This window comes from Lysobacter sp. GX 14042 (genome assembly GCF_021390425.1).
Taxonomy (GTDB): domain Bacteria; phylum Pseudomonadota; class Gammaproteobacteria; order Xanthomonadales; family Xanthomonadaceae; genus Novilysobacter.
This window is the reverse complement of record NZ_JAJUWY010000002.1, coordinates 582,813-599,042: the sequence shown is the minus strand read 5'-3', so window position 1 is coordinate 599,042 and position 16,230 is coordinate 582,813. Positions and strand designations below refer to the sequence as shown.

8 protein-coding genes are annotated in these 16,230 nt (G+C 71.0%); 5 read left to right on the top strand and 3 right to left on the bottom strand.

The features are described 5' to 3' along the window. Nucleotides 1-14 precede the first annotated feature (14 nt). Nucleotides 15-1,196: a fatty acid desaturase gene (locus LY625_RS06160; protein ID WP_233738306.1), complete on the bottom strand. Its 1,182-nt coding sequence runs from the start codon at nt 1,194-1,196 to the stop codon at nt 15-17. A gap of 141 nt (nt 1,197-1,337) precedes the next feature. Here LY625_RS06160 and mutM point away from each other — a divergent pair, with 141 nt between their 5' ends. The 3 genes from mutM to LY625_RS06145 are packed head-to-tail and all read left to right on the top strand — an operon-like array spanning nt 1,338 to nt 4,793. Beyond that, nucleotides 1,338-2,150: a bifunctional DNA-formamidopyrimidine glycosylase/DNA-(apurinic or apyrimidinic site) lyase gene (gene mutM / locus LY625_RS06155; protein WP_233738305.1), complete on the top strand. Its 813-nt coding sequence runs from the start codon at nt 1,338-1,340 to the stop codon at nt 2,148-2,150. A gap of 36 nt (nt 2,151-2,186) precedes the next feature. Beyond that, nucleotides 2,187-2,771: an ECF-type sigma factor gene (locus tag LY625_RS06150; protein ID WP_233738304.1), complete on the top strand. Its 585-nt coding sequence runs from the start codon at nt 2,187-2,189 to the stop codon at nt 2,769-2,771. Between the two features lie 33 nt (nt 2,772-2,804). Continuing rightward, nucleotides 2,805-4,793, top strand: a complete 1,989-nt coding sequence (locus tag LY625_RS06145; RefSeq protein ID WP_233738303.1) for a serine/threonine-protein kinase — start codon at nt 2,805-2,807, stop codon at nt 4,791-4,793. Nucleotides 4,794-4,798: 5 nt separating this feature from the next. Here the strand turns inward: LY625_RS06145 and LY625_RS06140 are convergent, their stop codons facing one another. After that, the gene (locus LY625_RS06140; RefSeq protein WP_233738302.1) at nt 4,799-5,422 is read right to left on the bottom strand and encodes a thymidine kinase; all 624 of its coding nucleotides are present in this window, start codon (nt 5,420-5,422) and stop codon (nt 4,799-4,801) included. A 9-nt stretch (nt 5,423-5,431) separates the two neighbouring features. Further along, the gene (locus tag LY625_RS06135) at nt 5,432-6,031 is read right to left on the bottom strand and encodes a hypothetical protein (RefSeq protein WP_233738301.1); all 600 of its coding nucleotides are present in this window, start codon (nt 6,029-6,031) and stop codon (nt 5,432-5,434) included. Here LY625_RS06135 and LY625_RS06130 point away from each other — a divergent pair. Continuing rightward, a complete protein-coding gene (locus LY625_RS06130; RefSeq protein ID WP_233738300.1) occupies nt 6,030-8,009 on the top strand; it encodes a UvrD-helicase domain-containing protein in 1,980 nt (659 codons plus the stop codon). The two genes, LY625_RS06135 and LY625_RS06130, sit on opposite strands and share 2 nt — an antisense overlap. A 638-nt stretch (nt 8,010-8,647) precedes the next feature. Further along, nucleotides 8,648-16,225: a cell surface protein gene (locus LY625_RS06120; RefSeq protein ID WP_343223466.1), complete on the top strand. Its 7,578-nt coding sequence runs from the start codon at nt 8,648-8,650 to the stop codon at nt 16,223-16,225. The last annotated feature ends 5 nt before the right edge of the window (nt 16,226-16,230 follow it).

The following is a 16,230-nucleotide window of genomic DNA, read 5'->3' as shown; positions in this document are numbered from 1 at the left end:
GCGCACCGCGCGGCTCAGGCGGGCTGCACCAGCGTGTAGCCCTTGAGTCGGGCGGAGAACTGCTGCAGCGCCTTGATGCCGCTGGCCTCGGCCTCGGTGCACCAGCTGTGCAGGCGGGCAAGGGTTTCCTGGGCGTCGTGGGAGCGCTCGTCGAGCACCTGCTGCAGGCGCTGGCGGTAGGCCGCCAGGGTCGCCATCTGCGGGCGCTCGTCGAGCCAGGCCTCGAGCCGCGCGCGCTTGTCGGCGTCCAGCCAGCGGCCGCCGTCGGCCAGGCCGCGACGCAGCTTGCGCGGCAGCCGGGCGTCGGATTCGCGCAGCGCCGGCAGGGTCACCCGGCGGTAGTAATCGGTCATCGCCTGGAAGCGGATCGCCAGCAGCGCCCGCAGGGTTTCGCGGTCGGGCATGGCGATGTTGGGGCGCACGTCCAGCGTCGGCGCGACCCGCAGTACCTTCGCCAGCCGCAGCGCCTGCAGCGCGCGGATCGCCGACCAGCCGATGTCGAACTCGAAGCGGCGCATCGAGAACCGTGCCGAGCTCGGGAACGCGTGGTGGTTGTTGTGCAGCTCCTCGCCGCCGATCCAGAACGCCCAGGGAGTCAGGTTGGTGGCCTTGTCGGTGGTCTCGAAGTTGCGGTAGCCCCACCAGTGGCCTAGACCGTTGACCACGCCCGCGGCCCAGAACGGGATCCAGGCCATCTGCAGCGCCCACATCGCCACGCCGGCGAAGCCGAACAGGGTGAAGCTCAGGACCAGCAACAGCACCGGGCCCATCGTCGCGTGCGGGGTGTAGAGCCGGCGCTCGATCCCGTCATCGGGACAGCCCCTGCCGTACTTCTCGATCGACGCGCGGTCGGCGCGCGCCTCGCGGTACAGCTCCACGCCGCGCCAGAACACCGTGCGGATGCCACGGGTCTGCGGGCTGTGCGGGTCCTCCTCGGTCTCGCAGGTGGCGTGGTGCTTGCGGTGGATGGCCACCCACTCGCGGGTGATCATCGAGGTGGTCAGCCACAGCCAGAAGCGGAAGAAGTGGCCCAGCGCCGGGTGGAAGTCGACGCCGCGGTGGGTCATCGAGCGGTGCAGGTAGAGGGTCACCGAGAAGATGGTGAGCTGGGTGGCGACCAGGAAGTAGGCCAGCAGCCAGCCAGGGCTGGCCTGCAGCAGGCCGCCGGCGAGGAAGTCGAGCAGGGAAGCGGGCATCGGGGAAACGGACTCCGGGGAGCGGGTGTGTGCGGTGCGCCCTCCATCATGCCACCGCGCCGGCCGCGAATCGCGGCGCTCCCGCCATGTGCGGCGCCTCGTTCAGTCGCCCGCGGCCATGGCCGGCACTAGACTTCCGCGATGCCCGAACTGCCCGAAGTCGAGACCATCCGAGCCGGCCTGGAGCCGCACCTCACCGGTCGTGCCGTGACCGCGGCGACGCTGCGCCGGCCGGACCTGCGCTGGCCGATCGCCGCGGAGGTCGCCTCGCTGCTGCCCGGCCACCGGATCACCGCGGTCCGCCGGCGCGCGAAGTACCTGCTGCTGGACACCGGTGCCGGCAGCGCGCTGCTGCACCTGGGCATGTCCGGCAGCCTGCGGGTGTTGCCCGGCGATACGCCGGTGCGCGCGCACGACCATGTCGACCTCGCTCTGGACGACGGGCGGGTATTGCGCTTCAACGACCCGCGGCGTTTCGGCTGCCTGCTGTGGCAGGCCACCGGGCAGGTGCACCCGCTCCTGGCCCGGCTCGGGCCCGAGCCGCTGGGCCCGCAGTTCCACGGCGACCACCTGTTCGCCGCCAGCCGTGGCCGCCGCGGGCCGATCAAGGCCTTCCTGATGGACCAGACGGTGGTGGTCGGAGTGGGCAACATCTACGCCGCCGAGGCACTGTTCGCCGCCGGCATCTCGCCGCTGCGGCCGGCCGGCTCGGTCTCGCGCGAGCGCTACCGGCGCCTGGCCGCCGAGGTGCGGGCGGTGCTGCAGGCGGCGATCGGGCGCGGTGGCACCACGCTGCGCGATTTCGTCAGCCCCGATGGCAGTGCCGGCTATTTCGTGCAGGACCTGGCGGTCTATGGCCGCGGTGGCAAGCCGTGCCCGCGCTGTGGCGCGCGGCTGCGCGAGGCGCGGATCGGCCAGCGCGCCAGCGTGTGGTGCGGACGCTGCCAGCGCTAGGGCGCTATAGTCCCGCCGTACCTTCGAGGGACGACGATGGCTGATGACGCCGACATCACGCGATTGCTGGATGCAGCGCGCGGCGGGGACAGGGAAGCACTGGACCGGGTCCTCGCGACTCTGTACCGCGAACTGCGCGGCATGGCGCGACGCCAGCTCGCCGGCCAGTACGGCCAGACCCTGGACGCGACCGCCCTGGTCCACGAGGCCTACCTGAAGCTGGCGGGCCGCAGCGGTACCCATTTCGACGACCGCGCGCACTTTTTCGCCTACGCCGCCTCGGCGATGCGCTCGGTGGTGGTCGACTACGCCCGCCAGCGCATGGCGCGCAAGCGCGGCGGCGACCTGCACCGGGTAACCGACCTGCCCGAGGACCTGGAGGGCGGCCTGCGCTTGGACGACGACATGCTGGCGCTGGACGTGGCCCTGCAGCAGCTCGCGCGGGTGGACGAGAAGCTCGCCCGGGTGGTCGAGCTGCGTTATTTCGCCGGGCTGGCCGAGCAGGAGATCGCCACCCTGATGCAGCGCTCCGAGCGCAGCATCCGGCGAGACTGGCAGAAGGCGCGGATGTTCCTCATGGCTGCGTTGCGCGAGGACCCGCACCCGGCCGCGGAAGACTGACCATGGGCTGCGCCGCCCGCCAGGAGTGCCGGCATGGACCCTGAGCGCTGGCAGCGCATCTCCGCCGAGCTCGACCTGCTGCTGGAGCTGCCGCCCGGCGCGCGCACGCAACGGCTGGACGACCTGGCCGGCGTGGATGCCGGCCTGGCCGCGGAGTTGCGGCGGATGCTCGAGCTGGAGGACGTTTCCGCCGACTTCCTGTCCGAACCGGTGCTGGCGCCCGCCGGGATGGTGCTGCCGGGCAGCGCGGTCGGGCCCTATCGCCTCGAGCACCTGCTGGGGGAGGGCGGCATGGGCCAGGTGTGGCTGGCCGCGCGCGCCGACGGGCTGTACCAGCGCCGCGTGGCGCTCAAGCTGCTGCGCCCCGGACTGGCCGACAAGGACCTGCAGGCGCGCTTCACCCGCGAACGCGAGATCCTCGCCCGGCTCGAGCACCCGCACATTGCCCGGCTGCTCGATGCGGGCATCAGCGCCAACGGCCTGCCTTACCTCGCCCTGGAGCGCGTCGACGGCATCCCGGTGACCGACTGGTGCCGGCGCCACCGACCGAGCGTGGCCGACCGGCTGGAGATGTTCCTGCAGGTCTGTGCCGCGGTCAGCCACGCCCACGCGAACCTGATCGTCCACCTTGACCTGAAGCCGTCCAACATCCTGGTGACCCCCGCCGGCGAGGTCCGTCTGCTGGACTTCGGTATCGCCAAGCTGCTCGACCTGGAGGCCGCGCTCGAGCGCACCCGCACCGGCACCCGCGCCTTCACCCTGCACTACGCCGCCCCCGAACAGGTCCGCGGCGAGCCGGTCAGCACCATGACCGACGTGTATTCGCTGGGGGTGATCCTGTACGAGTTGCTGGTCGGGGCCCGGCCGTACCGCCCGGTGCGCGACAGCGATGCCGCGATGGAGGAGGCGATCCTGCTGCAGGAGCCGATGCGCCCCTCGAGCGCGACCGCCTCCAGGCGCGGGCGCGACCTGTTCGGCGATGACGAGGCGGCGCGGCGCCGGCACGCCCGGCGCCTTTCGGGGGACCTGGACAACATCGTCTGCAAGGCGCTGGGCAAGTCGCCGGACCAGCGCTACCCGTCCGTCGAGGCACTGGCGCAGGACCTGCGCCGCCATGCCACCGGCCGCCCGGTGCACGCCCGGCCGCCGAACCTGCGCTATCGCCTCGGCAAGTTCCTGCTGCGCCACCGCTGGCCGCTGGCCACCGGCACCCTGACGTCCCTGGTGGTGCTCGCCGCGTTCGGCCTGGTGGCCTGGCAGGCCCGGCAGTCGGCCGCGGAGGTGGGCCGTGCCCAGGCGATGCAGGCCTTCATGGTCGGGGTGTTCGAGCACGCCGACCAGGGGCCGGCGGGGCAGCCGGTTTCCCTTCGCGAGCTGCTCACCCGGACGGTGGAGCGCGCCGACCGCGAGCTTGCGGGACAGCCACTGTCACGCGCGGAGGTGCTGGCCATGGTGGCGCGGGTGCGGCTGGGCCTGGGCGACCTGGACGAGGCATCGGTGCTGCTGGCCAGGCAGGAGCGCCTGTTGCGGGCGGCCGACGACGTGCCGCCGGCCCTGCGCCTGCAGTCCCGGCTCCAGCAGGGAAGGCTGCTGTCGCTGCGCGGCGAGCCGTCGCGCTGCATCGAGCTCATGCACCGTGGCCATGCCGATGCGGTCCGCAAGCAGGCCCACCTGCCCATCCTCGCCGCGGCGTACCACGCACAGCTGGGCCGCTGCCACCGGCAGGCGGGGGAGCTGCAACAGGCCAGGATGATGTTCGAGCGCGCGCTGGTCCTGCGCCGCGCGCATCCGGGGCCGACCGCCGCCGACGAGGTCGGGATCCTCGTCGAGCTGGCCGGCCTGCACGCCGACGCCGGACGGAGCGGCATGGCCGGAATCGAATTGCGTGCCGCGCGCCAGCGACTGCTCGCCGACGGCGCCCCGGACCATCCGATGCTGGCCGACATCGACCGGCAGCTTGCGATGCTGCAACGGGCATCGGCAAAGGTGCGGGCCCCGGAGCCGGTCGCGACCGCCGACTGAGCCGGTCAGTCCAGCGGAAGCGACGGCTGCAACGGCTCGATCACCCCTTCCCCGCGCACCACCCGCTTGTACTCCGCCCGCGATACCGACATGTAGCGCTCGTTGCCGCCGATCTCCACCTGCGGCCCGTCGCGCACCGCGCGGCCCTGGCCGTCGACCCGCACGGTCATGGTCGCCTTGCTGCCGCTGTGGCAGATGGTCTTGATCTCGCTGATCTCGTCGGCCCAGGCCAGCAGGTACTGGCTGCCCTCGAACAGCTCGCCGCGGAAGTCGGTGCGCAGGCCATAGCACAGCACCGGGATGCGGTACGCGTCGACCACCTCGCTCAGCTGCCAGACCTGCGCGCGCGACAGGAACTGCGCCTCGTCCACCAGCACGCAGTGCAGGGCGCCGTCGCGGGCGATGTCGGCGGCGACCAGCGCCTGCAGGTCGTCATCCGGGCCGAAGCCACTGGCCGCCGCACTCAGGCCGATGCGCGAGGCGACGGTGCCGCTGCCGGCCCGGTCGTCCAGCCGCGGCGCCAGGATCGCCACCCGCATGCCGCGTTCGCGGTAGTTGTGCGCCGACTGCAGCAGGGTGGTGGTCTTCCCCGCGTTCATCGCCGAATAGTAGAAGTAGAGCTTGGCCATCGCGCCAGTTTACGGCGCGTCGTCCTCTTCATCCGGGGTCCGCAGGCTCTCCAGCTCGCCCACGTCGACGTTCCCGGTCCGCGGCTCCATCCAGACCTGGTCGTGCCAGGCCTGGTACTGCTGCGGGTCCCAGTACACCGGGTCGTAGAACCGGGTCCCGTCGATGCCGATGGACGTGCCGTTCGGACCCGGCACCTCGATGCGCAGGTGGCCGACCGGATGGCCGGTGCGGCTGCCGGTGATCTGGCGCCGCGCATGGCGCAGTTCACGGTCGATCCGGGGGCGCGCCGCCTCGTCGCCATACCGCGCATAGACCGCCCCGCCTTCCTCCAGCGCGCGGGCCCGGGCCGGCTCGTCGAGCCGGGTCCAGTAGCGTTCGCGCAGGGTCAGGAAGCCGCGGTAGCCGCGCTCGGCTGCCAGGTCCATCCACGCGTAGGCGAGGGCGCCGTCCCGCGGCACGCCCTGGCCGGTCCACAGCATTTCCGCGACCATGCCCTGGGAGGGCTTGTCGGCATAATAGGCGGCCCTGCGGAAGTACTCGAAGGCGCGTTCGTATTCCCGGGCGCGGTAGGCCTCCACCCCCAGCAGGCGATAGCGCGTAACCCCCATGCACGGCCTCAATCCCCAGCAGCGCGAAGCGGTCGCGCACACCGACGGTCCCCTGCTCGTGCTCGCCGGCGCGGGCAGTGGCAAGACGCGCGTGATCGTGGAGAAGATCGCCCACCTGATCGGCTCCGGCCGCATGCCGGCCAAGCGCATCGCGGCGATCACCTTCACCAACAAGGCGGCCAAGGAGATGCGCGAGCGCGTGGCCAAGCGCATCCGCGGCGACGCGGCCGAGGGACTGACGATCTGCACCTTCCACGCGCTGGGGTTGAAGTTCCTGCAGATCGAGCATGCGAAGCTGGGGCTGCGGCGCGGCTTTTCGATCTTCGACGCCGATGACTCCGCGGCGCAGGTCAAGGACCTGGTTGGCAGTGGCGCCAAGCCCGATGCCGTGGACGACGTGCGCAACCTGATCTCGCGGGCCAAGAACGCGGGCCTGTCGCCGGAGCAGGCGCTGGCCGAGGCGCGCAGCCCGCGCGAGGTCGACGCGGCGACCGTGTACGGGCTCTACCAGGCGCGCCTGGGCAGCTTCAACGCGGTCGATTTCGACGACCTGATCCGGCTGCCGGTGCAGTTGCTGGAATCCGACTCCGAGTGCGCGCTGGCCTGGCGCGAACGCATCGGCTACCTGCTGGTCGACGAGTGCCAGGACACCAACGATGCGCAATACCGCCTGCTCAAGGCCATCGCCGGGCCACGCGGGCTGTTCACCTGCGTGGGTGACGATGACCAGTCGATCTATGCCTGGCGTGGCGCCAACCCGGATAACCTGCTCGAGCTCGGCCGGGACTATCCGGCACTGCGGGTGGTCAAGCTGGAGCAGAACTACCGGTGCTCCAACCGGGTGCTGCGCGCGGCCAACGCGCTGATCGCGAACAACCCGCACGAGCATCCCAAGACCCTGTGGAGCGAGCAGCCCGATGGCGAGCGGATCCGGGTCTGGGAGTGCCGCGACGCCGCCCACGAGGCGGAGAAGGTCGCCGCCGAGATCGAGTTCATCGCCAACTCGCGGCAGGCGCCGTGGAGCGATTTCTGCATCCTGTTCCGCGGCAACTTCCAGTCCCGCGCGCTGGAGAAGGCGCTGCAGCTGTTGCGTGTGCCCTATCACCTGACCGGCGGCACCGCGTTCCTGGAGCGCGGCGAGGTCAAGGATGCGCTGTCCTGGCTGCGGCTGGTCGCCAATCCGGACGACGATGCGGCCTTCCTGCGCGCGGTCACCAGCCCCAAGCGGGAAGTGGGGGCGACGACCCTGGCCAGGCTGGCGGAACTAGCGCGCAACGCCCACATGCCGATGTCGCGCGCGATCGAGTCGGTCGGCGCGCTCAAGCAGCTGCCTCCGCGTGCCGCCAATGCACTGGACGGCTTTGCCGGGATCGTGCGCGGGCTGCGCGCCGATGCGCAGCGGCTGGCGCCGGCCGACCTAGTGCGTGAGCTTGCCCATCGTTCGGGGCTGCTGCAGGCGATCCGCGCACAGTGCCGGGACGAAGCCGGCTACCAGCGCCGCAAGCAGAACCTGGAAGAGTTGGCCGGCTGGTTCGATGGCGGCAAGGGATCAGGCCCAGGCGAACTGGCCGCCCAGCTCGCGCTGCTGTCGCATGCCGACAAAGGCGATGCCGGCAACCAGGTCCGGCTGATGAGCCTGCACGCGGCCAAGGGCCTGGAGTTCCGCTACGTCTTCATCGTCGGCGTCGAGGACGGCACCCTGCCGCACGAGGCCAGCATCGAGGAAGGCCGCCTGGACGAGGAGCGACGCCTGCTCTACGTGGGCATCACCCGGGCCAAGGAGCGGCTGTGGCTGTCGCATTCGGTGCGGGCGCAGAAATGGGGTGAAGTGCTGCGGCTCAAGCCCAGCCGGTTCTTCGATGAGCTGCCGGCCGCCGAGGTCCAGCGCGATGGCGCCGATCCGGCGGCTGACGCCGAGCGCAAGAAGGAGCGCGCAAGCGCCGGACTGGCGGCGATCAAGGCGCTGCTCGACGCCTGACGCCCTCTTGATCGCGGTGAACTGTCCGTAAACCTCGGGTTTGCCCGCGGCCGGAGGGTGGATCGTGCGCAAATCGGACGCGAGTGGCGCTTAATGACGCGTCGCGTCAGAGGGTGATGGGTGTCACCTTGTTGCCGGACCTTTCTTTGCTTATCAAGCGTTTAAGTTGATCAATTGGGCGTATTTTGACGCAGCGCGTCATGACGGGTTGCGCTTCTGGTCAGGTTCTGTGCTATCGCTTTCCCCATGCAGTCGTGGCTGAACCGCGCCTGCACGACGTCCCGGATCGCGGCCCGCCGCGCCTTACTGGAAGCCACAGGGGAGACCTGCGCATGTCCGTCTCGAAGTCGAAGTCCCGCCGCCCTGCCGCCACGAAATCCGTGCCGCACCGCGCGCCTCTCTATCTCGCCCTCGCCGCCGCCCTGAGCATGCTCAGCGTGCCGGCACTTGCGGCTGATGAATGCGAAATCACGAGCAGCGGAGGCTTGGCGTGCGGCGAAGGTGCCGAGGCGTCCGGGTCAAGTGCCACTGCGGTCGGCCCGTACAGCCGTGCATCCGCCGCCCTCTCCACCGCAGTCGGCAACAACGCCCACGCACGGGGCGCCCGCTCCTCTGCCTTGGGCAACGGTGCCCAGTCGGTGGGCATCGGGAGCGTCGCCGCAGGCGATGGGGCCTATGCCCTTGGCCGGGATTCGGTGGCGCTGGGATCCGGCTCGATCGCCGAGCGCGCCAACACCGTATCGGTGGGAGCCGAGGGCGATGAGCGCCAGATCACCAACGTCGCCGCGGGTACCGAAGCCACTGACGCGGTGAACCTCGCCCAGCTCGAGGAAGTCGCCGAGGTCGCCGAGGAGACCGCGCAGTATTTCCAGGCCAATGGCGAGGGCGAAGCCAGCGCCAGCGGCAGCAATGCGGTCGCGGCCGGTTCCGGCGCCAACGCCGCTGGCGCCGGAAGCGTGGCGATGGGCGCCGACAGCAGCGCCGCCGGTTACTCCTCCGCGGCGGTGGGCAAGTCCGCCTCCGCCGATGGCGGGTATGCGACGGCAGTCGGCGGCTTCTCCGACGCCAGTGGCTTCAACTCCACCGCCGTCGGCAACTTTTCCGATGCCAGCGGTTTCAGCAGCACTGCGCTGGGTGGCGATGCCGTGGCCAGCGGTAGCGAGAGCCTTGCGCTGGGCAGTGGCTCGACGGCCAGCGGCGCCAACAGCGTCGCGCTGGGCAACAACACGACCGCGACCCGCGACAACAGCGTGGCCGTGGGCGGGCGCCAGGTCACCGACGTGGCCGACGGCACCGAGGACACCGATGCGGTGAACCTTGGCCAGCTCAACGAGGTCGCCGAGGTGGCGGAGAACACCGACCGCTACTTCAAGGCCAGTGGCGAGGGGGAAGCCACCATAGAGGGCGAGGAGGCGGTGGCCTCCGGGGCGAATGCGTCTGCCACCGATTACGGCAGTGCCTTCGGGTCTACCGCGGGTGCGTACGGTTTCGGTTCGTCCGCGTTCGGAAGCGGCGCGATGGCCTTCGGCATCTATGCCAATGCCTCCGGCTACGGATCGGCTGCGGTTGGGGACTCCAGCACCGCCGTCGGCGGCTGGCTGTACTACGAGGACCCGGTGACAGGCGAGGTCCTGCTTGACCAGACAACGACCGCCGGCGAGGTGGGTGCCTCCGCGTTTGGCGCCGGCGCACTGGCGATGGGCGCCTTCTCCACCGCGAACGGCGCGGGCGCGGTCGCCAACGGGCTGCAGTCGACGGCAGTCGGCTACAGCAGCCAGGTCGACAGCGACTACGCCACCGCGGTCGGCGCCTTCAGCAACGTCACCGGTGCGTACGGCACGGCGGTGGGTTATGGCAGTGATGCAAGTGGCGATTACGGTCTCGCGGTGGGCGGCATCGCCGATTACGGCGACCTCATCATCGGCTGGCCCGGGTTGATCCTGCAGACGACCGAGGCCTCCGGCGTGGCTTCCACCGCCCTGGGCAACGGAGCGGTCGCCTCGGGCCTCGGCGCCACGGCCACCGGTACCCTTGCCGAAGCAACCGGCCTGCAGTCCACCGCGCTGGGCACGCTCGCCGCCGCCGCGGCCGACGGTGCGAGCGCCCTGGGCAGTGGCAGCTACGCCGCCGCCGTCGATTCGACGGCGGTCGGGTTCCTGGCCTACGCGGATGCGGAGAACAGCGTGGCGCTGGGCGCCGATTCCTACACGGACCGCGCGAACACGGTTTCGGTGGGCGATGCCGGCAACGAACGCCAGGTGACCAACGTCGCCGCCGGCACCGAGGACACCGATGCGGTGAACCTCGCGCAGCTGGAGGAGGCGACCGAGCACACCGGCTACTTCAAGGCCACCGGCGAAGGCGAAGCCTTCGTCGCCGGCGAGGATGCGACCGCTGCTGGTTCGGATGCCTATGCGGGTGCTGACTACGCCACGGCGGTGGGTTCCGGCAGCAATGCCCTCGGCCTGGGCGCCTCGGCCTTCGGCAGCGGCGCCTTCGCCGATGGCGAATTCGCCACCGCGAACGGTTACGGTGCCACGGCCGAGGGCGACAACTCGCTGGCCAGCGGCAGCAATGCCTCCGCCACCGGCGACTCCAGCGTCGCGGTCGGCGGCGAGCTCTACATCGTCGATGAGGTCACCGGCGAGGTGATTCTCGACGGCGGCCCGACCATGGCCGACGGGATGGGCGCGGTGGCACTCGGCTCGGGTGCCCAGGCCAATGGCGCCTTCAGCCTGGCCAATGGCACGGCGGCGGTTGCCGATGGCCTGCAGGGTTCGGCGGTCGGATACAGCAGCAGTGCCGCTGGCGATGCGGGCTCGGCTTTTGGCGGGTTCAGCGAGGCGGCCGGATTTGGCGCCAGCGCGTTGGGGTACGGGGCGGTGGCCTCGATGGACGGCAGCACCGCGGTCGGATTTTCCTCGACCGCCAGCGGCGAGTCGAGCGTGGCGGTAGGCGAGGGCTCGCTGGCCACCGGCTACAACAGCGTGGCGGTGGGTGGTGCCAGCTTCTTCGGCCTGCTGCCAACGGAAGCGGCCGGCGATTACGCCACCGCGATAGGTGCCGCAGCCTGGGTGCCGGGTTACAACAGCACCGCGGTCGGCAGCTGGTCGACCGCTTCCGGCGACAACGCACTGGCGCTGGGCGCGGATGCCACGGCCTCGGCCGAAGGCAGCGTCGCTCTCGGCCAGGGTTCCACGGCCGACCGCGCCAACACGGTTGCCGTCGGCGACCGGCAGATCACCGATGTCGCAGCGGGCACCGAGGGCACCGATGCGGTGAACCTGGACCAGCTCAACGCAGTCGCCGACGTGGCCGGGAACACCGACCGCTACTTCAAGGCCTCGGGTGAGGGCGAAGCCTGGGTTGATGGCGAGGAGGCGACCGCCTCCGGTTCCAACGCCACGGCCGGCGCCGACTACGCCACGGCGGTCGGTTCGGCCAGCAGTGCGTTTGGCATGGGGGCCTCCGCCTTCGGCAGCGGCGCCCAGGCCTTCGGCGTATTCGCAACGGCTACCGGCTTCAACGCGGTCGCCATCGGCGATTCCAGCACGGCGATCGGTGGAACCCTCTACTACGAGGATCCGGTCACCGGCGAGGTCGTCTTCGAACAGACGACCTCGGCGGGCGATTTCGGTGCCAGCGCACTCGGTGCGGGCGCCCAGGCGAACGGGTTCCTGAGCACGGCGGTGGGTGCCGCCGCGGTTGCCGACGGTGCACAGGCGATCGGCTCGGGTTACAGCAGCTCGGCGTCGGGTGATTACTCTTCCGCCTACGGCGGCTTCAGCTCGGCCGGCGGCTACCAGTCCACGGCCATGGGCTACGGCGCCGAAGCCGCCAGCGATTACGCCACCGCAGTGGGCGTTGCCGCCCTGGCAAGTGGTGCCGGCAGTGTCGCGGTCGGCGAATACAGCGAAGCCAGCGGCGCCGAGAGCGTCGCGGTCGGCGGCACGGCCTACGGCCTCATCTCCACCGAGGCAACCGGTGACGGAGCATCTGCATTTGGCGCCGGCGCCTGGGCGTCCGGTGACGAGAGCACCGCGGTCGGCTGGATGAGCAGTGCCGACGCGGCCGGCTCCACCACCCTGGGTGCTGGCACCTGGGCCGCCCAGGTGGACTCCACGGCCATCGGCTTCGGCGCCTACGCGGCAGCCGCCAACAGCGTGGCGCTGGGCGCGGGCTCGGTTGCCGACCGCGCAAACAGCGTGTCGATGGGTGAGGCCGGTGGCGAGCGCCAGGTCACCAACGTTGCGGCCGGTACCGAGGGCACCGATGCGGTGAACCTGGACCAGCTCAACGCTGTCGCCGATGTCGCCGGGAACACCGACCGCTACTTCAAGGCGAGCGGCGAGGGCGAGGCTTTTGTTGATGGCGAGGACGCCACGGCCGCCGGCTCGGATGCCATGGCCGGCGCGGACATGGCGACCGCAATCGGTGCCGGGAGCACCGCCTGGGGTGTCGGCTCGGCTGCCTTTGGCGCGTTTGCCTTCGCCGATGGCGAGTACGCGCTCGCTTCCGGCTACGGCGCCACGGCGACCGGGAACAACTCGGTCGCAAGTGGCAGCAATGCTATCGCCGCGGGTGACTCGAGCGTCGCGGTTGGTGGCGAGCTCAACATCGTCGACGAGGTCACCGGCGAGGTGATCCTAGAGGGTGGACCGACCCAGGCCAACGAGATGGGTGCGGTCGCCCTGGGCTCCGGTGCCCAGGCCAACGGCGCCTTCAGCCAGGCCAGCGGCACGGCCGCCATCGCCGACGGCACCCAGGCTTCCGCGGTGGGCTACAGCAGCTACGCCGGTGCGGACGGTGCCTCGTCCTTCGGCAGCTTCGCCGAGTCGAGCGGCTTCCTGTCCTCCGCCCTGGGCTACGGCGCGGTCGCGACCGGCGACTACGACACCGCCGTCGGCGCGGCAGCCACGGCCAGTGGCGGCGGCAGCACCGCGGTGGGTGAGTACGCGCAGGCCACCGGTGCCGAGAGCACCGCCGTAGGCGGCAGCACCTTCTTCGGGCTGATCAGCACCCAGGCAAGTGGCGAGGGCAGTGCCGCCTTCGGCAACGGCGCCTGGGCGACCGGGGTCTTCTCCACCTCGATCGGCCACAACAGCTATGCAAGCGGTGAGTACGGCCTCGCCCTGGGTGCCAATTCCTTCGCGACGGCCGCCAACAGCGTGGCCCTGGGTGCCGACTCCTACGCCAACCGCGCCAACACCGTGTCGGTGGGCGACGCCGGCATGGAGCGGCAGATCGCCAACGTCGCGGCGGGTACCGAGGACACCGATGCGGTGAACCTGGCCCAGCTCGAGGCGGTGGCCGAGGTGGCCGGGGAGACCAACCGCTACTTCAAGGCAACCGGCGAGGGCGAGGCCTTTGTCGACGGCGAGGAGGCGCTCGCCTCCGGGTCTGATGCCTACGCGGGGGCCGATTACGCCACCGCGGTCGGCTCGGCGAGCAACGCGCTCGGGGTTGGCGCCTCGGCCTTCGGCAGCGGGGCCATGGCGCTCGGCGAGTACGCCACCGCCAACGGCTTCAATGCCTCGGCGGTCGGCGCCAACTCGGTGGCCAGCGGCAGCGGTGCCACGGCGGCCGGGGACTCCAGCGTGGCCGTGGGTGGCGACCTCTACCTGGTCGATGAGAACGGCGAGGTGATCCTTGAGGGCGGTCCGACCCAGGCCAATGAAATGGGCGCGGTGGCACTGGGCGCGGGTGCCCAGGGCAACGGTGCCTTCAGCCTGGCCAACGGCACCGCGGCGATCGCCGACGGCACCCAGGCCTCCGCGGTGGGTTACAGCAGCTACGCCGGTGAGGACGGAGCCTCGTCGTTCGGCAGCTTCTCCGAATCGACCGGCTTCCTGTCTTCCGCGATCGGTTACGGAGCGCTCGCCAGCAGCGACTACGCGACCGCCGTCGGTGCGGCAGCGACGGCCAGCGGAGCCAACAGCACCTCGCTGGGCAGCTACAGCACCGCCAGCGGCACCGACAGCACCGCCGTCGGTGCCGATGCGATCGCCAGCGGCACCAACAGTGTCGCGGTCGGCGGGGCGCTGTTCGGCTACCTGCCGGCCGAAGCCTCCGGGGCGTACTCCACCGCGGTAGGCGGAGGCGCATGGTCGCCCGGCACCTACAGCACCGCGCTGGGCAACGCTTCGATGGCAATCGCCGACAACAGCGTCGCCCTCGGTGCCGACTCGCTCGCCGACCGTGCCAACACCGTCTCGGTGGGCGACGTGGGCAACGAGCGGCAGATCACCAACGTGGCCGCCGGTACCGAGGCCAATGACGCGGTGAACCTGGCGCAGCTGCAGGCGGTCGCGGATACCGCAGGCGAGACCGGCCGCCACTTCAAGGCGACCGGGGAAGGGGACGCGGCGGTGATCGGCGAGGAGTCGCTTGCCGCCGGTGCCGATTCGCTGGCCGAGGGTGACTACGCCACCGCGGTCGGCTCGGCCAGCACCGCAAGCGGCGAGGGGGCCAGTGCCTTCGGTTCGGGTGCAGTGGCCATGGGTGCCCAGGCCACCGCGACCGGTGCCAACAGCATCGCGACCAGTGAGTACGCCACCGCGACCGGTGCCGAAAGCGAGGCCACCGGCCTGTACGCGACGGCTACTGGCGCAGCGGCGATCGCCAGCGGCGAGGGTGCCGTGGCCACCGGTACGCTGAGCGAAGCGTCCGGTTCGGAGGCGACCGCCAGCGGCTTCTACGCGACGGCCTCGGGTGAGCTGGCGACAGCCGTCGGCGCCGAGAGCAGCGCCAGCGGTGTGGCCGGCGCGGCCTTGGGCTACGCCGCCGATGCTTCGGGCATGTTCTCCACCGCCCTGGGCAGCATGTCGACGGCCAACGGCCGCAACAGCACCGCGGTCGGCAACAGCGCACGTGGCGCGGGCGTGGACTCGACGGCAGTGGGTGCGGACAGCCTGGCGGTGGGTGCCGGGTCGACCGCGCTGGGTCAGGGCGCCGTGGCCGTTGCACGCAACAGCGTGGCGATCGGCCAGGACGCCATCGCCGACCGCGAAGCGACGGTGTCGGTGGGGGCCGATGGCGAGGAGCGCCAGATCGTCAATGTCGCCGCAGGCACCATGGCGACCGATGCCGCCAACATGGGCCAGCTCGGTGCGATGGCATCGGCGCTGGGCGGCGGAGCCGGCTTCACCGGCGGCGCGTTCACCCCGCCGAGCTACATGATCCAGGGCAGCAGCTACGGCAATGTCGGCGCGGCCTTTGCCGCCGTGGATGCGAGGTTGAGCGAACTGCAGGTGTCGATCGACGGTATCGACTTCGTCACCGGGCCCCAGGGGCCCCAGGGGCCGCAGGGCCCGGCGGGTCCGGCCGGCCCGCAGGGACCGGGCGGCGAGAGTGGCCCGAAGGGCGATCCGGGGGCACAGGGTGCGCCGGGGCAGGCGCTGGTCCGCGGCTCGGGCGAGGGCCTCTCGACCGGCAACAATGCCTACGCCTACGAAGACGGCGATATCGCGATCGGCAACAACAGCAAGGTGGATGCGGCCAACAGCACGGCGCTGGGCAGCAACAGCCACGTCTCCGCCGAGGCAAGCAACGCGGTGGCGATAGGTGCGGACACCAGTGTGGAGGCGACCGGTGGTACCGCCGTTGGCCAGGGTGCAGTGGTCACCGCGGAAGGCGCGGTTGCCCTGGGCCAGGACTCGGTGGCGGACGAGGCGAACACGGTGTCGGTCGGTTCCGCCGACAACCAGCGCCGCGTCACCAACGTAGCGGCTGGAACCGCGGCCACCGATGCGGCCAACGTCGGCCAGGTCCAGTCCGGTGATGCGGCGACGCTCGCTTCGGCCCAGGCCTACTCCGATGCCGGCGCCACGCAGACGCTGAGCTCCGCGAATGCCTACACCGACACCACCGCCACGCAGACGCTGACCTCGGCGAATGCCTACACCGACCAGCGCTTCACCGTCCTCAACGACGACTTCAACCAGCTGCGGGCGCAGGTCGACCACCGCTTCTACGAGGTCGATAAGCGCTTCGACCAGATGGGCGCGATGAGTGCGGCGATGTTGAACATGGCCACCAGCGCGGCCGGCGTGCGCACCCAGAACCGCATCGGCGTCGGTGTCGGCTACCAGGGTGGCGAGTCGGCGCTCTCGGTCGGCTACCAGCGCGCGATCTCCGACCGCGCCACGATGACCATCGGCGGTGCGTTCAGCGGCGATGACACTTCGGTGGGTGCGGGCGTCGGCTTCGGCTGGTGACCCGC